The following is a 17766-nucleotide window of genomic DNA, read 5'->3' as shown; positions in this document are numbered from 1 at the left end:
AATTATAGCTACTTAAACTTTAACAGCTATAATCACGCCGATGAAAAAGTTTAAATTTTTAAAATTCCTTGCCCTATTTTTGGCTTTAGTGGTCGCTATTTTTTTGATACTTGATCAAATTTATCCACTAAATTTAGACGCACTCAAAAAAGACGAAGCTAAAATTTTACTTGATAAAAATGGCGAGATCATAAATATGAAGCTTAGTAGCGATGGAATTTGGAGATTTCACGAGCAAAGCTTTCCAAATTCGCTAAAACAATGTGTCGTTCTCTTTGAAGATAGATACTTTTACTACCATTTTGGCGTAAATTTTGCCTCCATTTTTAGAGCATTTTTCCACAACCTAAGAAGCGACAACCGCATAGGCGCTAGCACTATCACGATGCAAGTGGCTAGGATGCTTGAGCCAAGTGATAGGAGCTATAAAAATAAGATAAGAGAAATTTTTAGAGCATTTCAGCTTGAACTTCACTTTAGCAAGGATGAAATTTTAAATTTATACCTAAATTTAGCCCCGTATGGCGGCAATATCGAGGGTGCAAAGGCGGCAAGCTTCTTTTACTTTGGCAAGGAGCTAAACGAGCTTAGCTACGCTCAGGCCGCACTTTTAAGCACGATCCCTAAAAATCCAAATAAAAATAGACTTGACCGCGTCTCAAACATAAACGCCCTAAAAAACAGGGTCATAAAGATGCTTTATAAGGCAAATTTAATCGATCTTAGTGCATTTAAAAGAGCGCAAGCTGAGCCATTTAAAAATGTAAGGATAAGAGCCGTCGTAAATGCAGGCGACTACGCAAATGTCGCTTTTAAAAACCAAATTTCAAAGGCGAACTTGGATCTAAATTTACAAAAAGATATACTTAAAATTTTAAAAGACGCGATGTTTTCGCTAAAGGCCAAAAACGCAAATAACGCAGCAGCCGTGGTCATTGATAATAAAAAAATGAGCGTTGTTGCTTTTATAGGCTCGCACGATGAGCGCGCACGCGACGGCAAAAACTCAGCCTTAAATATGAAGCGAAACACCGGCAGCACGCTAAAGCCTTTTATCTACTCGCTTGCCCTTGATAGCGGGCTTATTACACCAAATTTACAACTAATCGATACGCAAATTTATCTGAATGAATATGTGCCAAAGAACTTTAGTAACGACTTTTTGGGGCTTGTAAGCGCAAAGGACGCTCTAAATTTTAGCCTTAATATCCCAGTTATAAATTTAGACTTAAAGCTAAAAGACAACTCGCTTTACGAGCTACTTGAAAAGGTAAATTTAGTTGATGAAAACAAGGAGTTTTACGGCTCTTCGATAGTTTTAGGTAGCGCTGAGATGAGTCTGATTGATCTTGCGCATCTTTATACGATATACGCAAATGGCGGGGTTTATAGGCCGCTTGAGTTTGCGGGCAAAAACTACAAAAATGAGGACAAAAACATAACCCTCATCTCGCCTCAAAGTGCATATCTAACTGCTAAAATGATGAGCGAGGCCTCAAGGTCGTATCTAAAAAATGCTTGGCAATACGCGCAAAACACGCCAAAAATCGCCTTTAAAACAGGCACAAGTGCAAACTCACGCGATCTTTACGCCATTGGAGTTGATGAGGACTACACAATAGCCGTCTGGGTGGGCAACTTTAACGCCGAAAAAACTGACAAACTAACTGGGCTAAATGACGTCTCAAAGATCGTTTTTGATATGTTTAAGATCACGGCGCAAAGGCAAAATTTAGAGTTTATGAGCGAGCCAGAGGGCATTGAAAAAGTGCCAACCTGCCTTGATGCTTTTAGTTATGAGACGTGCAAAAAAACGGCGCTTGATGATAGGATAGTTGGAGTTAAACTGCAAGATAAATGCGAGAGTTTAAGGGGCGAGGAGCTTGAGTTTTTGATAAAAAATGGCTTTTTAGACAAAGACGAGGTTAAAAATAGCCCTTGTGCTTCAGTTTTTAAAGATAAAAAGCCAGTTTTTGCCTATCCATATGATGGCGAAGAGATCGTGACAGATGAAAATGTAACACAAATTGTGCTAAAATGCTACGCGTTTTTAGGTGATGAAATTTACCTAAAAGTGGATGATTTGAACTTTTCTAAGATAGAAAATGCAAGTGAAAAAAGGCTAGATCTAACTCTTGGCGAGCACACTTTAAAGTGCCTTGATCAAAACTCAAATCAAAGTGAAATAACAATAAAACTAAGGAGATAAAATGCAGCAAAAAGCGCTACTTCTAGCACTTTTAGGAGCAGTAAATTTATATGCTTTAAGTCTAAATGGCAATGTCGAGGTGAAGTCGCCTTTAAGCGTGGAATTTGGGCTAGAAGATGATGTTAGCAAAAATCTCATAGGCACGCTAAGCGAGAAAAAGCTTATCTCGTGCGAGCCAGCACTAAGCGGCACGGTGAAATTTAACGCTCAAAGCCTTACACTTTTTACAAAAGATATGCACGCAGGTGCTGAATACAGCTGTAAGTTAGAAAATGGCAGTAGCGCTAGCTTTGAGACGAAAGAATTTGCGCTTGAGAAGATAGAAAAGCTCACTGATAGCAAATTTATCCTTAAATTTAATGACGAAGTTAGTGAAGAGCTTGTGAAAAAAATAGCCGTAAAAGGCGCAAGCTTTAACGCCTTGCAACTCTCTCAAAACAGCTTTGAGCTTGATCTTGATAAAAATATAAGCGAGCCTGTTTTTGAGTTTGGAGAAAATTTTGAGAGTAAATTTGGCGCTAAACTTGCAGGCGATGGCGTGGTGAAATTTAGTGAGCAAGCAAGCAGTGAGAGCGTAAATATAAGCGCTGAAGCTAAAAGCTTTGAGATAGCTAAAATCTATCCAACAAGCCTAGATAATGGGATCTTAGCATTTAGAATTTATCTAAAAGAGTGGCTAAGTGATGATAATAGTCTAAAGAAATTTATAAAGATAAAAGGCGTTAAAAGCTTTAGCATAAGCGACGTGTCATATAAAAATGATGATGAAAATGGCGCGCCAAATTCTGAGCTTGATGGGTATGATTATTACATTGATATCACAAGCGATGAGTTTAAGCCACAAAATAGCTACGAGATCACGATAAAGCCAGGCTTTGGAGACGATAGAAATGTTGTAAGGGAGGCTAAAACCTACGAGGTGATCGCTAGCAACTTCACTCCATTTGCAAATTTCACAAATGAAGAGCCTTATATCTCAAGCGTTGGGGAGATCGGCATTAGAAGTGCAAATTTACCTGAGCTAAATGTGAGCGTTGAAAAGTTAAGCGATCAAAATTTTAGATACTTTTTAAATTTCAACGACAATAGCGAAGATCTAAGCAATTTTAGCTCAAAAGTAGCAAGCAAAAGCTACAAGCTAGAAGGTGCGCTAAACGAAATTTCACTAAATAAGATCAAGCTAGACTTTGCAGGAGCAGGAGACGGAGTTTATAAGATAAGCTTAAACTGCGGCAAAGATAAGAGCGTCTCAAAGGTCGTCTATCTAAGCGACATCGCCATAAATGCAAAGCTTGGTAAGGACGAAATTTTCGTCTTTGCAAACCGCCTTGGCGAAAACACAATGCTGCCAAACGCAAATGTAAAAATTTATGGCAAAAGAAACGAAGAGATCGCAGTTGGCGCGACAAATGACGTTGGCGTCTTTAAATTTAACAAAAAAGATATCTACAAAGAGATCTCATCGATCGTCGTCTCACTTGGCAAAGAGCAAAATTTCCTCATCATAAAAGATGGCGAAGCACTAAATGAGGCAAAGCTCATCAGTCAAAATCCAAGCGAGAGTATCGATGCTTACACGCATTTTGCCTCAAATATAATAAGACCAAACGAGAGCTTAAAAGGAGCAATTTATCTAAGAGATAGGGACTTTAACCCGCTTAAAAATATGCCAGTTAAGATCAAATTTATCGATCCGCAAGGCAAAAGTAGTGCCCAGATCACGCAAAATACAAATGATGTTGGCATGATAAATTTCGAAAAAGAAATTTTAAGCGATCTAAGCGGTAGATTTAACATGCAGATAATCTACGCTAGCAAGGTGATAGCAAGCGTGCCATTTTATGTCGAGAGCTTCGTGCCAAACAAGATAAAAAATGACATAGCCATAGACGCGGACAAATTCTTTGCAAACGAGCTAGTAAAGGTAAATTTAACAAGTAGTTATCTCTTTGGCGGAGCAGCTAGCGACTTAGCTGGTAGTATGCAGGTTAGCTTCTTTGATGATGAGTATAAAAATAGCGAATTTAAAGAGTATAAATTTAAAAACGACACCCTAAAAGCGGCTGCCTATCCAAGCATAGAAAATGATCTAACTCTTTCAAAAGATGGCAAATCAAGCCAGATGATAGATCTTAGCTTTAACACCAAAAACGCACCTTCAATAATAAAAGGCGTCATAAATTTCAACGTAAATGACGATGGCAAAAACGTAAGTGACGCAAAAAGCTTTACGCTCTATCCTTATAAAGATATGGTTGGCATCGCTGCTAGCACGGCATTTGCTGATCCAAACGAAGATGTAAAGATAAGAACAGTCGTTGTTGATATGCCAAGCCAAAAGGCAGTGAAGTCAAATTTGAAATTTGATATAAAACGTGTTTCATGGCAGTATCAAAGAGACGCAAATGGCTATATAAAATGGATCCAAACGCTTGAAGATGTGGATAGTTTTTATAAAAATAGTGGCGAGTTTAGCTATAAATTTACGCAAAGTGGCTCATACGTCATCACAGCTACAAATTTAGTAAGTGGCGCGAGCACGAGCCTAGACATCGACGTAAGCGGCTACAACTACTCAACTCTAGCGCCTACAAAAGAGCTTAGCAAGTCTCAGATAAAGCTAAACAAAAGCGTCTATAAAAAAGGCGACGAGCTAAGCGCAGACATCAGCTCAGCCATAAAAGAAGGCATCGCACTTGTCACGCTTGAAGACGCAGGTGTCAAAGCCTACAAGGTCGTCAAGATCAAAAACAACTCAGCAAATGTTAAATTTAAACTTGACTTTGACTTTAATGGCCTTTACGTGAGCGCAAATATCTACCGCATGACTGACGCTGGACTAACTCCATTTAGAACCTACGGCAAGGTCTATGCAAACGGCGATAAATCTTCAAGAAGGATAGAACTTAGCTTAGAAGCGCCAAAAAGCGCAAAGAGTGATGAAAATATCAAAATTTCACTAAAAACAAAGCCAAAAGCATATCTGAATTTATTTATCACAGATGTTGGCGTGCTTGATATCACTTCACAAAAACCAGCCGATCCGCTTAAGTTTTTTGACAAAATTTTACCTGATGGGGTCTTTGACTACGACATCTATAATATGCTCACAAACTACAAGGTCGAGGGCAAAACGTTAAGCTTTGGTGGTGATGCTGCAGCAATGGCCGTGGCGGCAAAAATGGAAAAGCATGCAAGCCCAGTTGATAGCAAAAATGTAAAAACTTATGCAAATTTAGTGAGCCTTCAAGCCGACGACAAAGGCGAAATTTCATACGAGTTTAAAACGCCAAATGGCTTTAACGGCGCCATTAGAGTAGATGCTGTGGCAAATGACGCAACTGCGATGAACGCCGTAAATAGCGAGATAAAAGTAAAAGATGATGTGATCATTAAGCCAAGTGCTTTGATCTATCTTTTAAAAGGCGATGAATTAAATGCAAACTTAAGGCTTATAAATACGACAAATGCCGACAAAAACCTTACGATAAATGTAGCATCAAGTAAAAATTTAAACATCAAAACGCAAGAAAATGCCAACCTTAAGCCGTTTGAAAACAAAGCATTTGTGCTTAAAATTTCAGCCCTTGAAACAGGTGCTGGCGAATACAATATAACAGTAAGCGACAAAAATGGCTCAAAAACGCTTCAAAATTTACTAGATGTCGTTAGCCCTTATACGATCAGCACCTACGCAAAGAGCAGCGTCTTTGACAAAGAGAGTAAAATTTCACTACCAAAAGGCTATCACGATGTGAGCGTTGATGCCTCAAGCTCTGTCTCAAGCGTGCTTTTAGCAGCTTCAAAGAATTTAGTCGAGTATCCTTACGGATGTGCGGAGCAAAGGAGCTCAAGACTGCTTGCGCTTTTAAATTTAAAACCAAAAGATGAGCTTGAAAAAAGCGATCAAAAGAGATTTATCGCAAGCGGCATAGATGAGCTAGTCAAGATGCAAAAAACAGACGGCAGCTTTGGCTACTGGAGCGATCTAGGCGAGACAAATGCATTTGCAAGCATCTTTGCAACAGACGTGCTTCTTGACCTTGAAGAGGCTGGATACGAGATAAGTAAAGGCGTCAAACAAAATGCTCTAAATTCGCTCTTAAAATACGCAAACAACGACCTTGAGGCACTTTACGCCCTTTATGTAAGCTCACGAGCAAATATGGCTGATAGATCGATCTTAAATAAAATTTATGACGACAAAGTCTACAACAAAACAGCACTAAGTAAATACCTAATGGCGGCAGCTTTAAAGCTAAACGGCCTAAATAACGAGGCAAAAGTCGCGCTAAAAGATATCAAAAATGCTAAAACAAGCGAAGAAAATGCATCTGATTTTAGCTCAAAAGTAAGAGATAACGCCTTTATCTTATACTTGCACGCAAAATACTTTGAGAAAAACGACTACTCAGACGACCTTGCAAATTTCTTGATAGTAAATTTAAATGAGCTAAGCTCAACGCAAGAGCGTGCATTTACGCTAAGAGCGCTAAATGCCTACTTTGGCAAAGATAGCGGCGAGAAAAATAACAAATTTAAGCTTAGCTACAACGGCGAAAGTAAAGAATTTGACGGCCTTTTAAGTACCTCTTTTACTACAAAAAATGGCGAATTTAGCATCACTCCACTAGGCTCAAATAAGCTTTATGCGACTATCTTAAGCTACGCTTATTTGCCACTTGAGATCAAACACAAAATCGAGCCAAAAGAGCTTGATATCTACCGCGTTTTTGTCGATGAAAGAGGCAAAGAGCTGGGTCTTGACAGCCTAAAAGTAAATGACGTCATCTACTCAAAAGTAGTGATAAACTCAAAAACAATGGTTAAAAATGGCGTTATTAACGAGATCGTAAGCAGCTGCTTTGAGCCGATAAATGAAAATTTAAGCAACTTTAGCAAGAGCTTAAAAAACAGCTTGCAAGTTGAGTATAAAAGCATAAAAGATGACCGCGTGCTAAGCTTTTACACACTAAGTGGCGACGAAAAAGACGCCGTGCTTTACACACCTTATCGCGTAAGACTTGGCGGTAAATGCTCACTTGGTGCAGTCACAACTGAAAATATGTACAACGAAAGACAAAACGACTACGACTTAGCCCAGCGAAGCTTTAACGTCAAATAGCTATCTAAACTTCGGGGCGTTTAACCGCCCCAAGCCCATATTTCCCCACTTTTGCAAAGATTTTTTTAAACAAATTTTAGATAACATTAAGCATTTTTTAAACGAAACTGAGGAGAGAAAAGTGGCAGAATTTTACAATGCAAAAGAGATAGAAGATAAATTTTATAAAATTTGGGAAGAACGCGGATACTTCGAGATAGACGCAAACAAAGATATCCAAAAAGATGGACGTAAATTTTGCATTATGATGCCACCTCCAAACGTGACTGGCTCGCTTCACATCGGACATGCCCTAACCTTCACACTTCAAGATATCATGACTCGCTACAAGAGGATGGACGGCTACAAGACACTTTGGCAGCCAGGACTTGACCACGCTGGTATCGCTACTCAAAACGTCGTTGAAAAGCAGCTTCTAGCACAAGGGATCAAAAAAGAAGAGCTTGGACGTGAGAAATTTGTAGAAAAAGTGTGGGAGTGGAAAGAAAAAAGTGGCGGAATGATAGTCCATCAGATGCGAAAGCTTGGCATCACTCCGGCTTGGTCACGCCAGAGATTTACTATGGATGAGGGCTTAAGAAAAGCTGTGAAAAAAGCCTTTGTAAATTTATACGACAAAGGGCTAATAGTCCAGAAAAACTACATGATAAACTGGTGTACGCATGATGGCGCACTCTCTGACATCGAGGTTGAACACAAGGAGAACAAAGGCAAGCTTTATCATTTGAGATACTACTTCGCAGACAAGCCAAGCGAATTTGTTGTTGTTGCGACCACCAGACCAGAAACTTACTTTGGCGATACGGCTGTAATGGTAAATCCAAACGACGAGCGCTATAAAAATTTAATCGGCAAAAAAGTGGTGCTACCTATCATAAATAGAGAGATCGAGATCATCGCGGATGAGCACGTCGATATGGAGTTTGGAACAGGCCTTGTTAAGGTCACGCCTGCGCACGATCAAAACGACTACGAGGTAGGCAAAAGGCACGACCTTGAGTTTATCACCGTATTTGACGAAAAGGGCATCTTAAACGACAAGTGCGATAAATTTGCAGGTCTTGAAAGGCTTGAGGCTAGAGATATCGTAGTGGCCGAGCTTGAAAAACTCGGCAATGTTGAAAAGATAGAAGACTACGAAAATCAAATAGGCTACTGCTACCGCTGCAAAAACGTCGTCGAGCCATATATATCAAAGCAGTGGTTTGTCAAAAAAGAGATCGCAGACGAGGCGATACAAAAAGTATCAGATGGCCTTGCTAAATTTTACCCGCCACACTGGATAAACAGCTTTAACGCATGGATGAGAGAGCTAAGAGATTGGTGTATCTCACGCCAGCTTTGGTGGGGACATCAAATTCCAGTATTTTACTGCGACGAGTGTGGTCATATGTGGGCTGACGAGGACGAGCCATGCGAGTGCAAAAAGTGTAAAAGTAAAAACATCCACCAAGACCCAGACGTGCTAGATACGTGGTTTAGCTCTGGCCTTTGGCCATTTAGCACGCTTGGCTGGGGCAATGAAAATGAGCTAAAAAATGAAAAGTGGTTTGAAGGCGATTTGGCTGAGTTTTATCCAAACAACCTTCTCATAACTGGCTTTGATATATTATTTTTCTGGGTTGCTAGGATGATGTTTCAGGGTGAAAATGCCCTTGGCAAACTACCATTTGACGACATCTATCTACATGCGCTTGTTAAAGATGAATTTGGCAGAAAGATGAGTAAAAGCCTTGGCAACGTCATCGACCCACTTGATAGCATAAATGAGTATAGTGCCGATATATTACGCTTTACGCTGACACTTCTAGCCGTTCAAGGACGCGATATCAAGCTAAGTGATGCTAAGATGAAGCAGGTAAGAAATTTCACCAACAAGCTTTATAACGCTAGTAAATATCTAATGCTAAATGAGAGCAAATTTCCAAATTTAGAGGATATCAAGCTTGAAACAAAGCTTGGAATTTATATGAATAGCCGCTTTAACGAGTGCGTGAGAGAGGTGCGCGAAAACATCGACGCCTACCGCTTTAATGACGCGGCAAACACACTTTATAAATTCCTTTGGGATGAGTTTTGCGACTGGGGCATCGAGCTTAGCAAGGCTGACAAAGCGAGCGTAAAAGAGCTTGGAAGTATATTTAAAGAGGCGATGAAACTACTAAATCCTTTCATGCCGTTTCTTTCAGAGTATCTATTTCAAGAGCTTAGCGGTACACAACTTGAAAATGCAAAGTCAATAATGGTAATGAGCTATCCAGAGATAAAAGAGCGAAATTTAGAGGTTGAGAAGAAATTTGAGCTAGTTATAGAGGCGATCGTCGCTATTCGCCGTGCAAAAGCGACCATCGATCTTGGTAACTCAAAGATAGCAAAAGCCTTTGTTAAATTTAATGAAAAAATAGACCTTGAAGAGGTAAAAGAGTATATCAAACTGCTTGCAAAATGCGAAGAGATCGGCTTTGTAGATGAAAAAATAGAAAACTCAATAAGAGATGTGAGCGAAAATTTAGAGGCATTTGTCCCGCTTGAAGGGCTTGATATGAGCGGTATCATCACAAGGCTAAGGTCTCAAAAGACAAAGCTTGAAAAAGAGATAGCCAAACTCTCAGGTATGCTAAATAACCAAAATTTCGTGGCAAACGCACCAAAAGAGGTTATAGAGACAAACAAAGAGGCTTTAGAGAGTGCTGAGGCTAAATTTAAAAAAGTATGCGAGGAGCTAAAGGCTCTTGGCGAGTAGGTTTTGCGGTAAAAGTTGAGGGGTGGCGTTTTATCTTTGGCAGCTTGTAGTTGCCACGCTACCCTGGGTACTAATATATTGTCTTATTAAAGTGAAATTTATCGCCCTGCACTATCTTGCATGTAAATTTAAAATTTAAAGGATCAAAAATGAGTGAAAAAATAAAAATAGCAGTTTTAGGATATGGAAATTTAGGTCGTGGCGTCGAGCTTGCGGTGCGAAATAGCAAGGATATGGAGCTTGTGGCAGTTTTTAGCCGCAGAGACCCAAGCAAAGTAAAAACGTGTGGCGCGCCAGTTTTTAGTGCGGATCAAATTTTATCGCACAAGGGCAAATTTGACGTTTTAGTACTTTGTGGTGGTAGTGCGACAGACTTGCCGACACAGACTCCAGAATTTGCACAAAATTTTAACGTCGTCGATAGCTTTGACACGCACGCTAAAATACCTGAGCACTTTGCCGCAGTGGACGCTGCTGCTAAAAAAGGCGGCAATGTAGGCGTCATCGCTGTTGGCTGGGACCCAGGACTATTTTCTCTAAATAGACTATACGGCGAGAGCGTGCTTGAAAATGGCAGCAGTTATACATTTTGGGGCAAAGGTGTGAGCCAAGGCCACTCAGACGCCATACGCAGGATAAAAGGCGTCGTGGACGCACGCCAATACACAGTGCCCATAGATAGCGCCTTGGAGCGAGTTCGCGCTGGGGAAAATCCAAATTTAGCGACAAGAGAAAAACACCTGCGTGATTGCTACGTAGTGGCGCAGGACGGCGCTGATAAGGCACGCATCGAGCATGAGATAAAAACGATGCCAAATTATTTTGCTGACTACGACACGAGCGTGCATTTTATCGACCTTGAGACGCTTAAAAAAGAGCATGGCGGTATCCCACATGGGGGATTTGTGCTGCGAAGCGGAGTGAGCGGAGAGCATGGCGAGAACAAACATTTGATCGAGTTTTCGCTAAAACTTGACTCAAATCCAGAATTTACAGCAAGTGTGCTAGTAGCCTACGCCAGATCAGCATATCGCTTGGCGCAAAGAGGTGAGAGTGGCGCATTTAGCGTATTTGATATAGCTCCGGCACTTCTTTCGCCAAAGAGCGCTGATGAGCTAAGGCGAGAAATTTTATAAATTTAGGCAGTTAAAAATAAGGAAAATTTAGTGATAAAAATAGAAAATTTAACCAAATTTTATGGCGGCACACAGATCCTTTTTGATGTAAATTTAGAGGTTGCAAAGGGCGAAATTTTTGCTATCGTGGGGCATAGTGGCGCTGGTAAATCAACGCTTTTAAGGTGCATAAACGGCCTAGAGAGCTACCAAGGTGGCAGCTTAAAAGTCTTTGACCAAGAGATAAAAAATTTAGACGAGACGCAGCAGAGACATTTGAGGCGAGATGTTGGGATGATATTTCAGCATTTTGCCTTGATGGCTAGAAAAAATGTCTTTGAAAACGTCGCTACTCCGCTTAAATTTTGGGGTTACAAAAGCGATGAAACTGAAAAAAGAGTGAGAGAGCTTTTAAATTTAGTCGGTCTTGAAAGCAAGGCAAAAAGCTATCCAAGCGAGCTAAGTGGCGGTCAAAAACAGCGTGTTGCCATCGCTAGAGCACTTGCTTTAAATCCTAAAATTTTACTAAGCGATGAGGCGACTTCGGCTCTTGATCCAAACACGACAAATCAAATTTTAGAGCTACTTGAGAAGATAAACAAAGAGCTAGACATCAGCGTCGTCATCGTCACTCACGAGATGGAGGTGGTAAAGTCTATCGCAAAACGCGCGATACTGCTAGAAGGTGGCAAGATCATAGGCTCTGGAAGCATCGAAGAGCTATTTTTAAAGCCAGATGAGAAGATGAAAGAGTTTTTGGGTGAAGTTGAAATTCTGCCAAGCACTGGCACAAATATCAGGCTATTTTTCCCAAAAGAAGTGGCTCAAAACAGCGTGATTACACACATGGCAAGAAGTCTAAATATCGACTTTAACATAGTCTGGGGCAAGCTTGAGAAGCTAAACGACAACGTCCTTGGCTCACTTGTCATAAACATAGATGAAAAAGATAAAGAAAACGTGCTTAACTATATCAAGCAAAGTGGCGTTTTGTGGGAGGTTGCTTGATGTTTGGTATTGATTTTTCTAAATTTCCAGATGTATTTTCCAGGATACTTTTGCCAGCTATCGGCGAGACACTATATATGAGCATCGTCTCCACCCTGCTCGCCTTTGCCATAGGCCTTATACCTGCAGTTTTGCTCATCCTTTCAGACAAAAACGGTCTAAAGCCAAACAAACAGCTCTATTTTGTCCTTGATATCATTATAAACGTGCTTAGAAGCTTTCCGTTTATCATTTTGATCATCGTGCTCTTTCCAGTCACAAAAATGATCGTAGGCACGAGCATCGGCACCACAGCTGCGATAGTTCCGCTAACTATCGGAGCAGCTCCGTTTGTAGCAAGGCTTATTGAAAATGCCTTAAAAGAAGTTGATAAAGGCATCATCGAAGCTGCTCAAAGCTTTGGTAGCTCAAAATTTCAGATCATCTTTCGTGTGATGTTTGTAGAGGCGCTTCCTGGCATCATCTCTGCATTTACGCTAACGCTTATCGTAAATATCGGCTTTTCAGCGATGGCTGGTGCAGTTGGCGGTGGCGGACTAGGATCTGTTGCTATAAACTACGGATATCAGAGATTTCGCCCAGATATCATGCTCTACACCGTGGTTATTCTTATCATTATGGTTCAAATTTTCCAAGTTTTAGGCAACTATCTCTATAAAATTTCAAAAAAATGATTTTAAAAACATAGCAAATGCTAATGCCACACATAAGATAAAAGCGATAAAAATTGCCATAAATTTTGGCTTAAAAAACCTATTAAGAAGTATTATTTCCGGCAGGCTAACCCCTGCCGCCGTTATTACAAACGCTCCAAATGCGGCCGCACTAGCACCCGAGGCAAGAAGTGCTAAGCCAATTGGCACTAGCGATTCTACTCTAACATAGAGTAAAATTCCAAATAATGCCGAAATAAGTATCGAGGCGATGTCGCTAGAACCAAGGTAGTTTGAGATAAGCTTTTGTGGAACAAATCCGTGTATAGCGGCACCGATAAACATCGCAAGTAGTATGTAATAAAATAGTTTTTTATACTCTTTTACCGAGTTTAAAAGCGCCATTTTGTAAATATTTTTACTATTTTTTATATCCTTGCAAGAGCAAGCTTGTGTCTGATTAATGGGTGTAAAAACAAAGCCTTTAGTTGGATTGTATGGGCTAAATTTTGGTTTTAAAAAATCATCTTTTAAAAATAGATTTTGATCTGCTTTTGATAACAAAAGACCAAAAGCAAGCGATGAGATAAAAATGACCGTAAAATAAATAATGCTAAATTTAAACCCAAAACTCATAAAAAGAAGCGTTAAAATTACAGGATTAACAAGCGGAGAGCTTAACAAAAATACGCTACTAACGCCAAGTGATACGCCGCTTTTTAAAAACCCATTTAAAAGCGGTATAGTAGAGCACGAACAAAACGGCGTAATAGCGCCAACCAAAAACGCCTTGATAAAGCTTGAAATTTTTGTGCTTATAAGGTGTTTTTTGAGTTTTTGACTAAATTTTTCAGATACGATAAATACCAAAAAAGATACACAAAAAAATAGTAGTGAAATCTCTGTAAAATAAAGTATGAAAAATTTGATAAACTCAAATATATTGTGTTGATTAAAAAGATCGAGCATTTTTTTACCTTTAAATTTTTTATATGATTATATACTAATATAGGAATATAGTCAAGTATAAATTTAGCTCTTTTAAGTTAAAATCATAAAAAAGGTATAAAAATGCAATATGTTGATATTCTTGCGCTAAAAAGCGAATTTATGAGAGTTTTGGCTCATCCTATTAGGATCGGGATAGTTGAGGTTTTAGGTGATAAAAAGATGAGCGTAGGTGAAATTTGCGAGCTTTTAAATAAAGAACAAGCAACGGTTTCAAAGCATCTTGGGGTATTAAAAAATGGAGGAATTTTAAAAAGCGAGAAGTCCGGACTTAATGTTTTTTACTCGGTTGATATTTGCTGTTTGCCAAATTTTTTGGAATGTTTAAAAAATATTTTAGAGGAAAAAGCAGCCAAAAACTCAAAAAATGCAAGAGGTGTCATAAAAAGTCTAAGATAAATTTCTAAAATTTATTTTTTTTTAAAGTTTATTTATTTAGAATGCGCGAAATTAATTTAACCGAAAGGATCTAAAATGAAATCAGATATGTGCCAGATGTGCCGCCTACTAAAAAACGCGTCGTCGAAAGACTAATCTCTAAGCACAGAATTTCTTTTTAAGTGCTTAGAAAAAGCTTAAGCGCTTAAAAAGAAATTTAACTTTCTAGCTTAAATTTATCCTTTTTGGTGCTTGGCAAATTTTAAAAAAGGATAACAAATGAAAAAACTACTTCTTACCTCTTTAGTTGCCCTAGGCCTTAGCGTTAGCGCAAACGCAGCTGATAAGTCAAAAACAATAATCGTCGGTGCTACACCTATCCCACATGCTGAAATTTTAGAGGTTGTAAAGCCTATTTTGGCAAAAGATGGCTACACGCTTGAGATCAAAGAATTTAACGACTACACCACGCCAAACCTTGCGACAGAGGACGGCGACCTTGATGCAAACTTCTTTCAGCACATCCCATATCTTGAAGAATTTAACAAAAATAAAGGCACTCACCTTGTAAAAACAGTTGGCGTACATCTCGAGCCTATGGGCGTTTATTCTAAAAAGATCAAAGACATAAAAGAGCTAAAAGATGGCGCAGTGGTCTCTATCCCAAATGATCCAACAAACGAGAGCCGCGCACTTGACATCGTAGCTAGCGCTGGACTTATCAAGCTAAATGACAACCCGCTAAAAACTCCGCTTGACATAGTTGATAATCCTAAAAAGCTTAAATTTGAAGAGATCGAGGCTGCTCAAGTGCCAAGAACGCTTGATGACGTTACTATCGCAGTTATCAACACAAACTACGCGCTAAATGCAAATTTAAATCCAACAAAAGACGCGCTTGTGATCGAGGGTAAAGATAGCCCATACGTAAATTACGTAGTTGTTAAAGCTGGCAACGAGAACAGCCCTAAAACTAAAGCCCTTGATAAAGCTATCAACTCACCAGAAGTTAAGAAATTTATCGAGACAAAGTATAACGGCGCTATCATCCCAGCGTTTTAATTAAATTTATAAAAAGCGACGTAAAAGCTTTTACCTTTTTAGCGTCGCTTTAAATCAAACCAAAAAAGGAAAAACAATGAAATTTATCAAACTTTTAACCGCATCTTTAGTTGCTCTAAGCCTTCACGCAGCCGACAAAGACCACACTATCACTGTTGGCGTCTCACCTGTGCCACACGCTGAAATTTTAGAATTTGTAAAACCAAAGCTAAAAGATAAGGGCTATGACCTTGTTATTTCTGAAATTTCAGACTATTCGATACCAAATGTCGCCACAGAAGATGGCAGCTTAGACGCAAATTTCTTTCAACATTTACCATATCTTGAGGAGCAAAACAAGGCTAGAGGCCTGCATCTTGTAAGCGTTGCGAGCGTGCATGTTGAGCCACTTGGCTTTTACTCTAAAAAGATAAAAGATATCAAAGAGCTAAAAGATGGCGCAAAAGTGGCGATCGCTTACGATCCGTCAAATGGCAACAGAGCGCTTAGAATTTTAGAAAAAGCTGGTCTTATAGAGATCGATAAAAACGTAAAAGTTGCAACTGTAAATGACATAACTAAAAATCCTAAAAATTTACAATTTGTCGAGCTAGAAGGCGCTCAGATCCCAAGAACGCTTGATGATGTCGATATCGCTGCTATTAGCACAAATTTCGTCCTTGATCTTGGCATGAGCGTGGCGAAAGACGCACTTTTACTTGAAGATGCCAACAGCCCTTACGCCAACATCATCGTCACAAGAGCTGGCAACGAGAACAATCCTAAGATCAAAGCTTTAGTCGATGCGGTGCTTAGCCCAGATACTAAAAATTTCATCATCACTCGCTACAAAGGCGAGGTCATACCTGCATTTTAAAAACGGGGCGAGCTTTCGCCCTACTTCTTTATAAATTTTTACTACCCCATTTAATTTAAATTTTATCACTCCATGTTAGTTACTATTAGTAAATAAAGCTTTGCTACAATGGCTCGCTTTATTAAATTTTCGGAGTAAAAATGCTACATGACATTATTGACTTTATCGTTTCAAGCGTGAGTAGCTGGGGGTATGCTGGCATATTTGTGATGATGTTTTTAGAGAGCTCGTTTTTCCCATTTCCAAGCGAAGTGGCGATGATACCAGCAGGATATCTAGCCCACAAAGGCGAGATGAGCCTAGCACTTGCCTTTATCTCAGGCACGCTTGGCAGCTTGCTTGGAGCTATTTTCAACTACTATCTTTGCTACTTTTTTGGACGTGAGATCATCTTGAAATACGGCAAATTTGTAGGCATCACTCATGAAAAGATGGATAAATTTGAAGCATTTTTTAATAAACATGGCGAAATTTCGACCTTTAACTCACGTCTCATCCCAGGAATTCGTCAGTATATAAGCCTGCCAGCTGGGCTAGCTAAGATGAATATTTTTAGATTTTGCCTATTTACCACGCTTGGCGCTGGGATTTGGTGTGCGGTTTTGCTTGGAGTTGGCTACTTTCTAGGCTCAACTCCAGACAAACAGACACTTCTAACGATCACGATCGCCCTTTTAACTGTGGTTGCGGCAATAAGTGCTATCTATATAGTAAAGCAAAGAAAGAAATAATACATATAAAAATACATAAAATTTAGTGTATTTTGCTAAATTTGGCTCAAATTTTTATCTAAATTTAGCCTAGCTGATCGCTCTCATTTTTTCTAGGCGAGCTAAATTTCTTGAAATTTTCTCTAGCTCGTTTTGTTCGCAAACCTCCTCACCTGAGTAAAAAAATTTCACATTTGGAGTTAAATTTACACTTGAAATTTTAAGTTTAAGCTCGCTTATAAGGCGCTTTATCGTCCCTTCATTGCCGTCTATTATACTTACATTTGGAGGCAAAATTTCTCTTAAGCTATCTTTAAAATAGTTAAAATGCGTGCAGCCAAGCACCAAAAAGTCAAATTTACTTAGATCAAATTTAGCTAGCTCTTCTTTTAGATATGACTTAACGTTTTCACTCTCAAATTCAGCCTTTTCAGCGAAATTTACAAGGCGAGGCAAAGCAAGTAGTTCGGTTTTATCTTTTGCGTTTAAATTTGTGATTAGCTCTTTTAGTTTTGCACCATTTACGGTGACTGGAGTGGCTATGACAAGCGTTTTTAGGGCATCATCATGGCTTAGGTCGTGAGCCTTTTTTACAGCTGGCTCCATGCCGATGATCGGCACGCTTAAATTTGCTCTAAGCTCTTTTATCGCCACGCTTGTAGCTGTGTTACAAGCTACTACGACAGCTTCTGCGTCATTTCTAACAAGAAATTTCACCGCGTCAAAGCTAAATTTTAAAATTTCATCCCTGCTCTTTTGTCCGTATGGGACATTTTTCACATCTGCGTAATATAAAAATTCATGCTCGCTAAGCTTGTTTAAAGCTTCATTTAAGACGCTAAGTCCGCCAAGCCCCGAGTCAAATATACCTATCTTCATGCCCATCCTTAAAGCCTGCA

The 17766-nt window shown here is 39.4% G+C and carries 12 protein-coding genes; 10 read left to right on the top strand and 2 right to left on the bottom strand.

What is annotated here, in order from left to right:
- Window positions 1-40 precede the first annotated feature (40 nt).
- The 6 genes from pbpC (at window position 41) to CVT00_RS04935 (ending at window position 12874) form a co-directional block, all read left to right on the top strand.
- Entirely contained in the window at window positions 41-2209 is a 2169-nt protein-coding gene (gene pbpC, locus CVT00_RS04960) for a penicillin-binding protein 1C (protein WP_107915279.1), read from the top strand.
- A 1-nt stretch (window position 2210) separates the two neighbouring features.
- On the top strand, window positions 2211-7334 hold the full coding sequence (locus CVT00_RS04955; protein ID WP_107915277.1) for an alpha-2-macroglobulin family protein: 5124 nt from the start codon (window positions 2211-2213) through the stop codon (window positions 7332-7334).
- A gap of 121 nt (window positions 7335-7455) precedes the next feature.
- Window positions 7456-10077, top strand: coding sequence for a valine--tRNA ligase (locus CVT00_RS04950; RefSeq protein WP_103558058.1), 2622 nt, complete (start codon window positions 7456-7458; stop codon window positions 10075-10077).
- A gap of 149 nt (window positions 10078-10226) precedes the next feature.
- Window positions 10227-11213: a diaminopimelate dehydrogenase gene (locus CVT00_RS04945; protein WP_103558059.1), complete on the top strand. Its 987-nt coding sequence runs from the start codon at window positions 10227-10229 to the stop codon at window positions 11211-11213.
- Window positions 11214-11243: 30 nt separating this feature from the next.
- On the top strand, window positions 11244-12200 hold the full coding sequence (locus CVT00_RS04940; protein ID WP_103558060.1) for a methionine ABC transporter ATP-binding protein: 957 nt from the start codon (window positions 11244-11246) through the stop codon (window positions 12198-12200).
- On the top strand, window positions 12200-12874 hold the full coding sequence (locus tag CVT00_RS04935) for a methionine ABC transporter permease (protein ID WP_103571991.1): 675 nt from the start codon (window positions 12200-12202) through the stop codon (window positions 12872-12874). The genes CVT00_RS04940 and CVT00_RS04935 overlap by 1 nt, the downstream gene beginning before the upstream one ends.
- On the opposite strand, the gene CVT00_RS04930 is transcribed toward CVT00_RS04935, so the two are convergent.
- Window positions 12863-13822, bottom strand: a complete 960-nt coding sequence (locus CVT00_RS04930) for a permease (protein ID WP_103571990.1) — start codon at window positions 13820-13822, stop codon at window positions 12863-12865. The genes CVT00_RS04935 and CVT00_RS04930 overlap by 12 nt on opposite strands.
- A 102-nt stretch (window positions 13823-13924) precedes the next feature.
- Here CVT00_RS04930 and CVT00_RS04925 point away from each other — a divergent pair, with 102 nt between their 5' ends.
- The 4 genes from CVT00_RS04925 (at window position 13925) to CVT00_RS04910 (ending at window position 16888) form a co-directional block, all read left to right on the top strand.
- Window positions 13925-14260 carry an ArsR/SmtB family transcription factor gene (locus tag CVT00_RS04925; RefSeq protein WP_103558062.1) on the top strand — a complete coding sequence of 112 codons (336 nt, stop codon included), beginning with the start codon at window positions 13925-13927 and terminating at the stop codon, window positions 14258-14260.
- 258 nt (window positions 14261-14518) lie between these two features.
- Complete coding sequence (locus CVT00_RS04920; RefSeq protein WP_002940462.1) at window positions 14519-15301, top strand: MetQ/NlpA family ABC transporter substrate-binding protein; 783 nt, start codon at window positions 14519-14521, stop codon at window positions 15299-15301.
- Between the two features lie 76 nt (window positions 15302-15377).
- The gene (locus CVT00_RS04915; protein WP_103567524.1) at window positions 15378-16157 is read left to right on the top strand and encodes a MetQ/NlpA family ABC transporter substrate-binding protein; all 780 of its coding nucleotides are present in this window, start codon (window positions 15378-15380) and stop codon (window positions 16155-16157) included.
- A gap of 140 nt (window positions 16158-16297) precedes the next feature.
- Entirely contained in the window at window positions 16298-16888 is a 591-nt protein-coding gene (locus tag CVT00_RS04910) for a DedA family protein (RefSeq protein ID WP_107915275.1), read from the top strand.
- 69 nt (window positions 16889-16957) lie between these two features.
- On the opposite strand, the gene murI is transcribed toward CVT00_RS04910, so the two are convergent.
- On the bottom strand, window positions 16958-17746 hold the full coding sequence (murI, locus tag CVT00_RS04905; RefSeq protein WP_107915273.1) for a glutamate racemase: 789 nt from the start codon (window positions 17744-17746) through the stop codon (window positions 16958-16960).
- Window positions 17747-17766 lie beyond the last annotated feature (20 nt).

The sequence above is a fragment of the Campylobacter concisus genome, from assembly GCF_003048675.2.
Taxonomy (GTDB): Bacteria; Campylobacterota; Campylobacteria; order Campylobacterales; family Campylobacteraceae; genus Campylobacter_A; species Campylobacter_A concisus_F.
Note: the sequence above shows the minus strand (reverse complement) of the source record. Positions and strands in the feature narration are given on the sequence as shown.

Bases quoted from the DNA above. Each gene is read 5' to 3' on its own strand.
- pbpC (WP_107915279.1), top strand. From the start codon at position 41: ATGAAAAAGTTTAAATTTTTAAAATTCCTTGCCCTATTTTTGGCTTTA.
- CVT00_RS04955 (WP_107915277.1), top strand. From the start codon at position 2,211: ATGCAGCAAAAAGCGCTACTTCTAGCACTTTTAGGAGCAGTAAATTTA.
- CVT00_RS04945 (WP_103558059.1), top strand. From the start codon at position 10,227: ATGAGTGAAAAAATAAAAATAGCAGTTTTAGGATATGGAAATTTAGGT.
- CVT00_RS04935 (WP_103571991.1), top strand. From the start codon at position 12,200: ATGTTTGGTATTGATTTTTCTAAATTTCCAGATGTATTTTCCAGGATA.
- CVT00_RS04930 (WP_103571990.1), bottom strand. From the start codon at position 13,822: ATGCTCGATCTTTTTAATCAACACAATATATTTGAGTTTATCAAATTT.
- CVT00_RS04925 (WP_103558062.1), top strand. From the start codon at position 13,925: ATGCAATATGTTGATATTCTTGCGCTAAAAAGCGAATTTATGAGAGTT.
- CVT00_RS04920 (WP_002940462.1), top strand. From the start codon at position 14,519: ATGAAAAAACTACTTCTTACCTCTTTAGTTGCCCTAGGCCTTAGCGTT.
- CVT00_RS04915 (WP_103567524.1), top strand. From the start codon at position 15,378: ATGAAATTTATCAAACTTTTAACCGCATCTTTAGTTGCTCTAAGCCTT.
- CVT00_RS04910 (WP_107915275.1), top strand. From the start codon at position 16,298: ATGCTACATGACATTATTGACTTTATCGTTTCAAGCGTGAGTAGCTGG.
- murI (WP_107915273.1), bottom strand. From the start codon at position 17,746: ATGAAGATAGGTATATTTGACTCGGGGCTTGGCGGACTTAGCGTCTTA.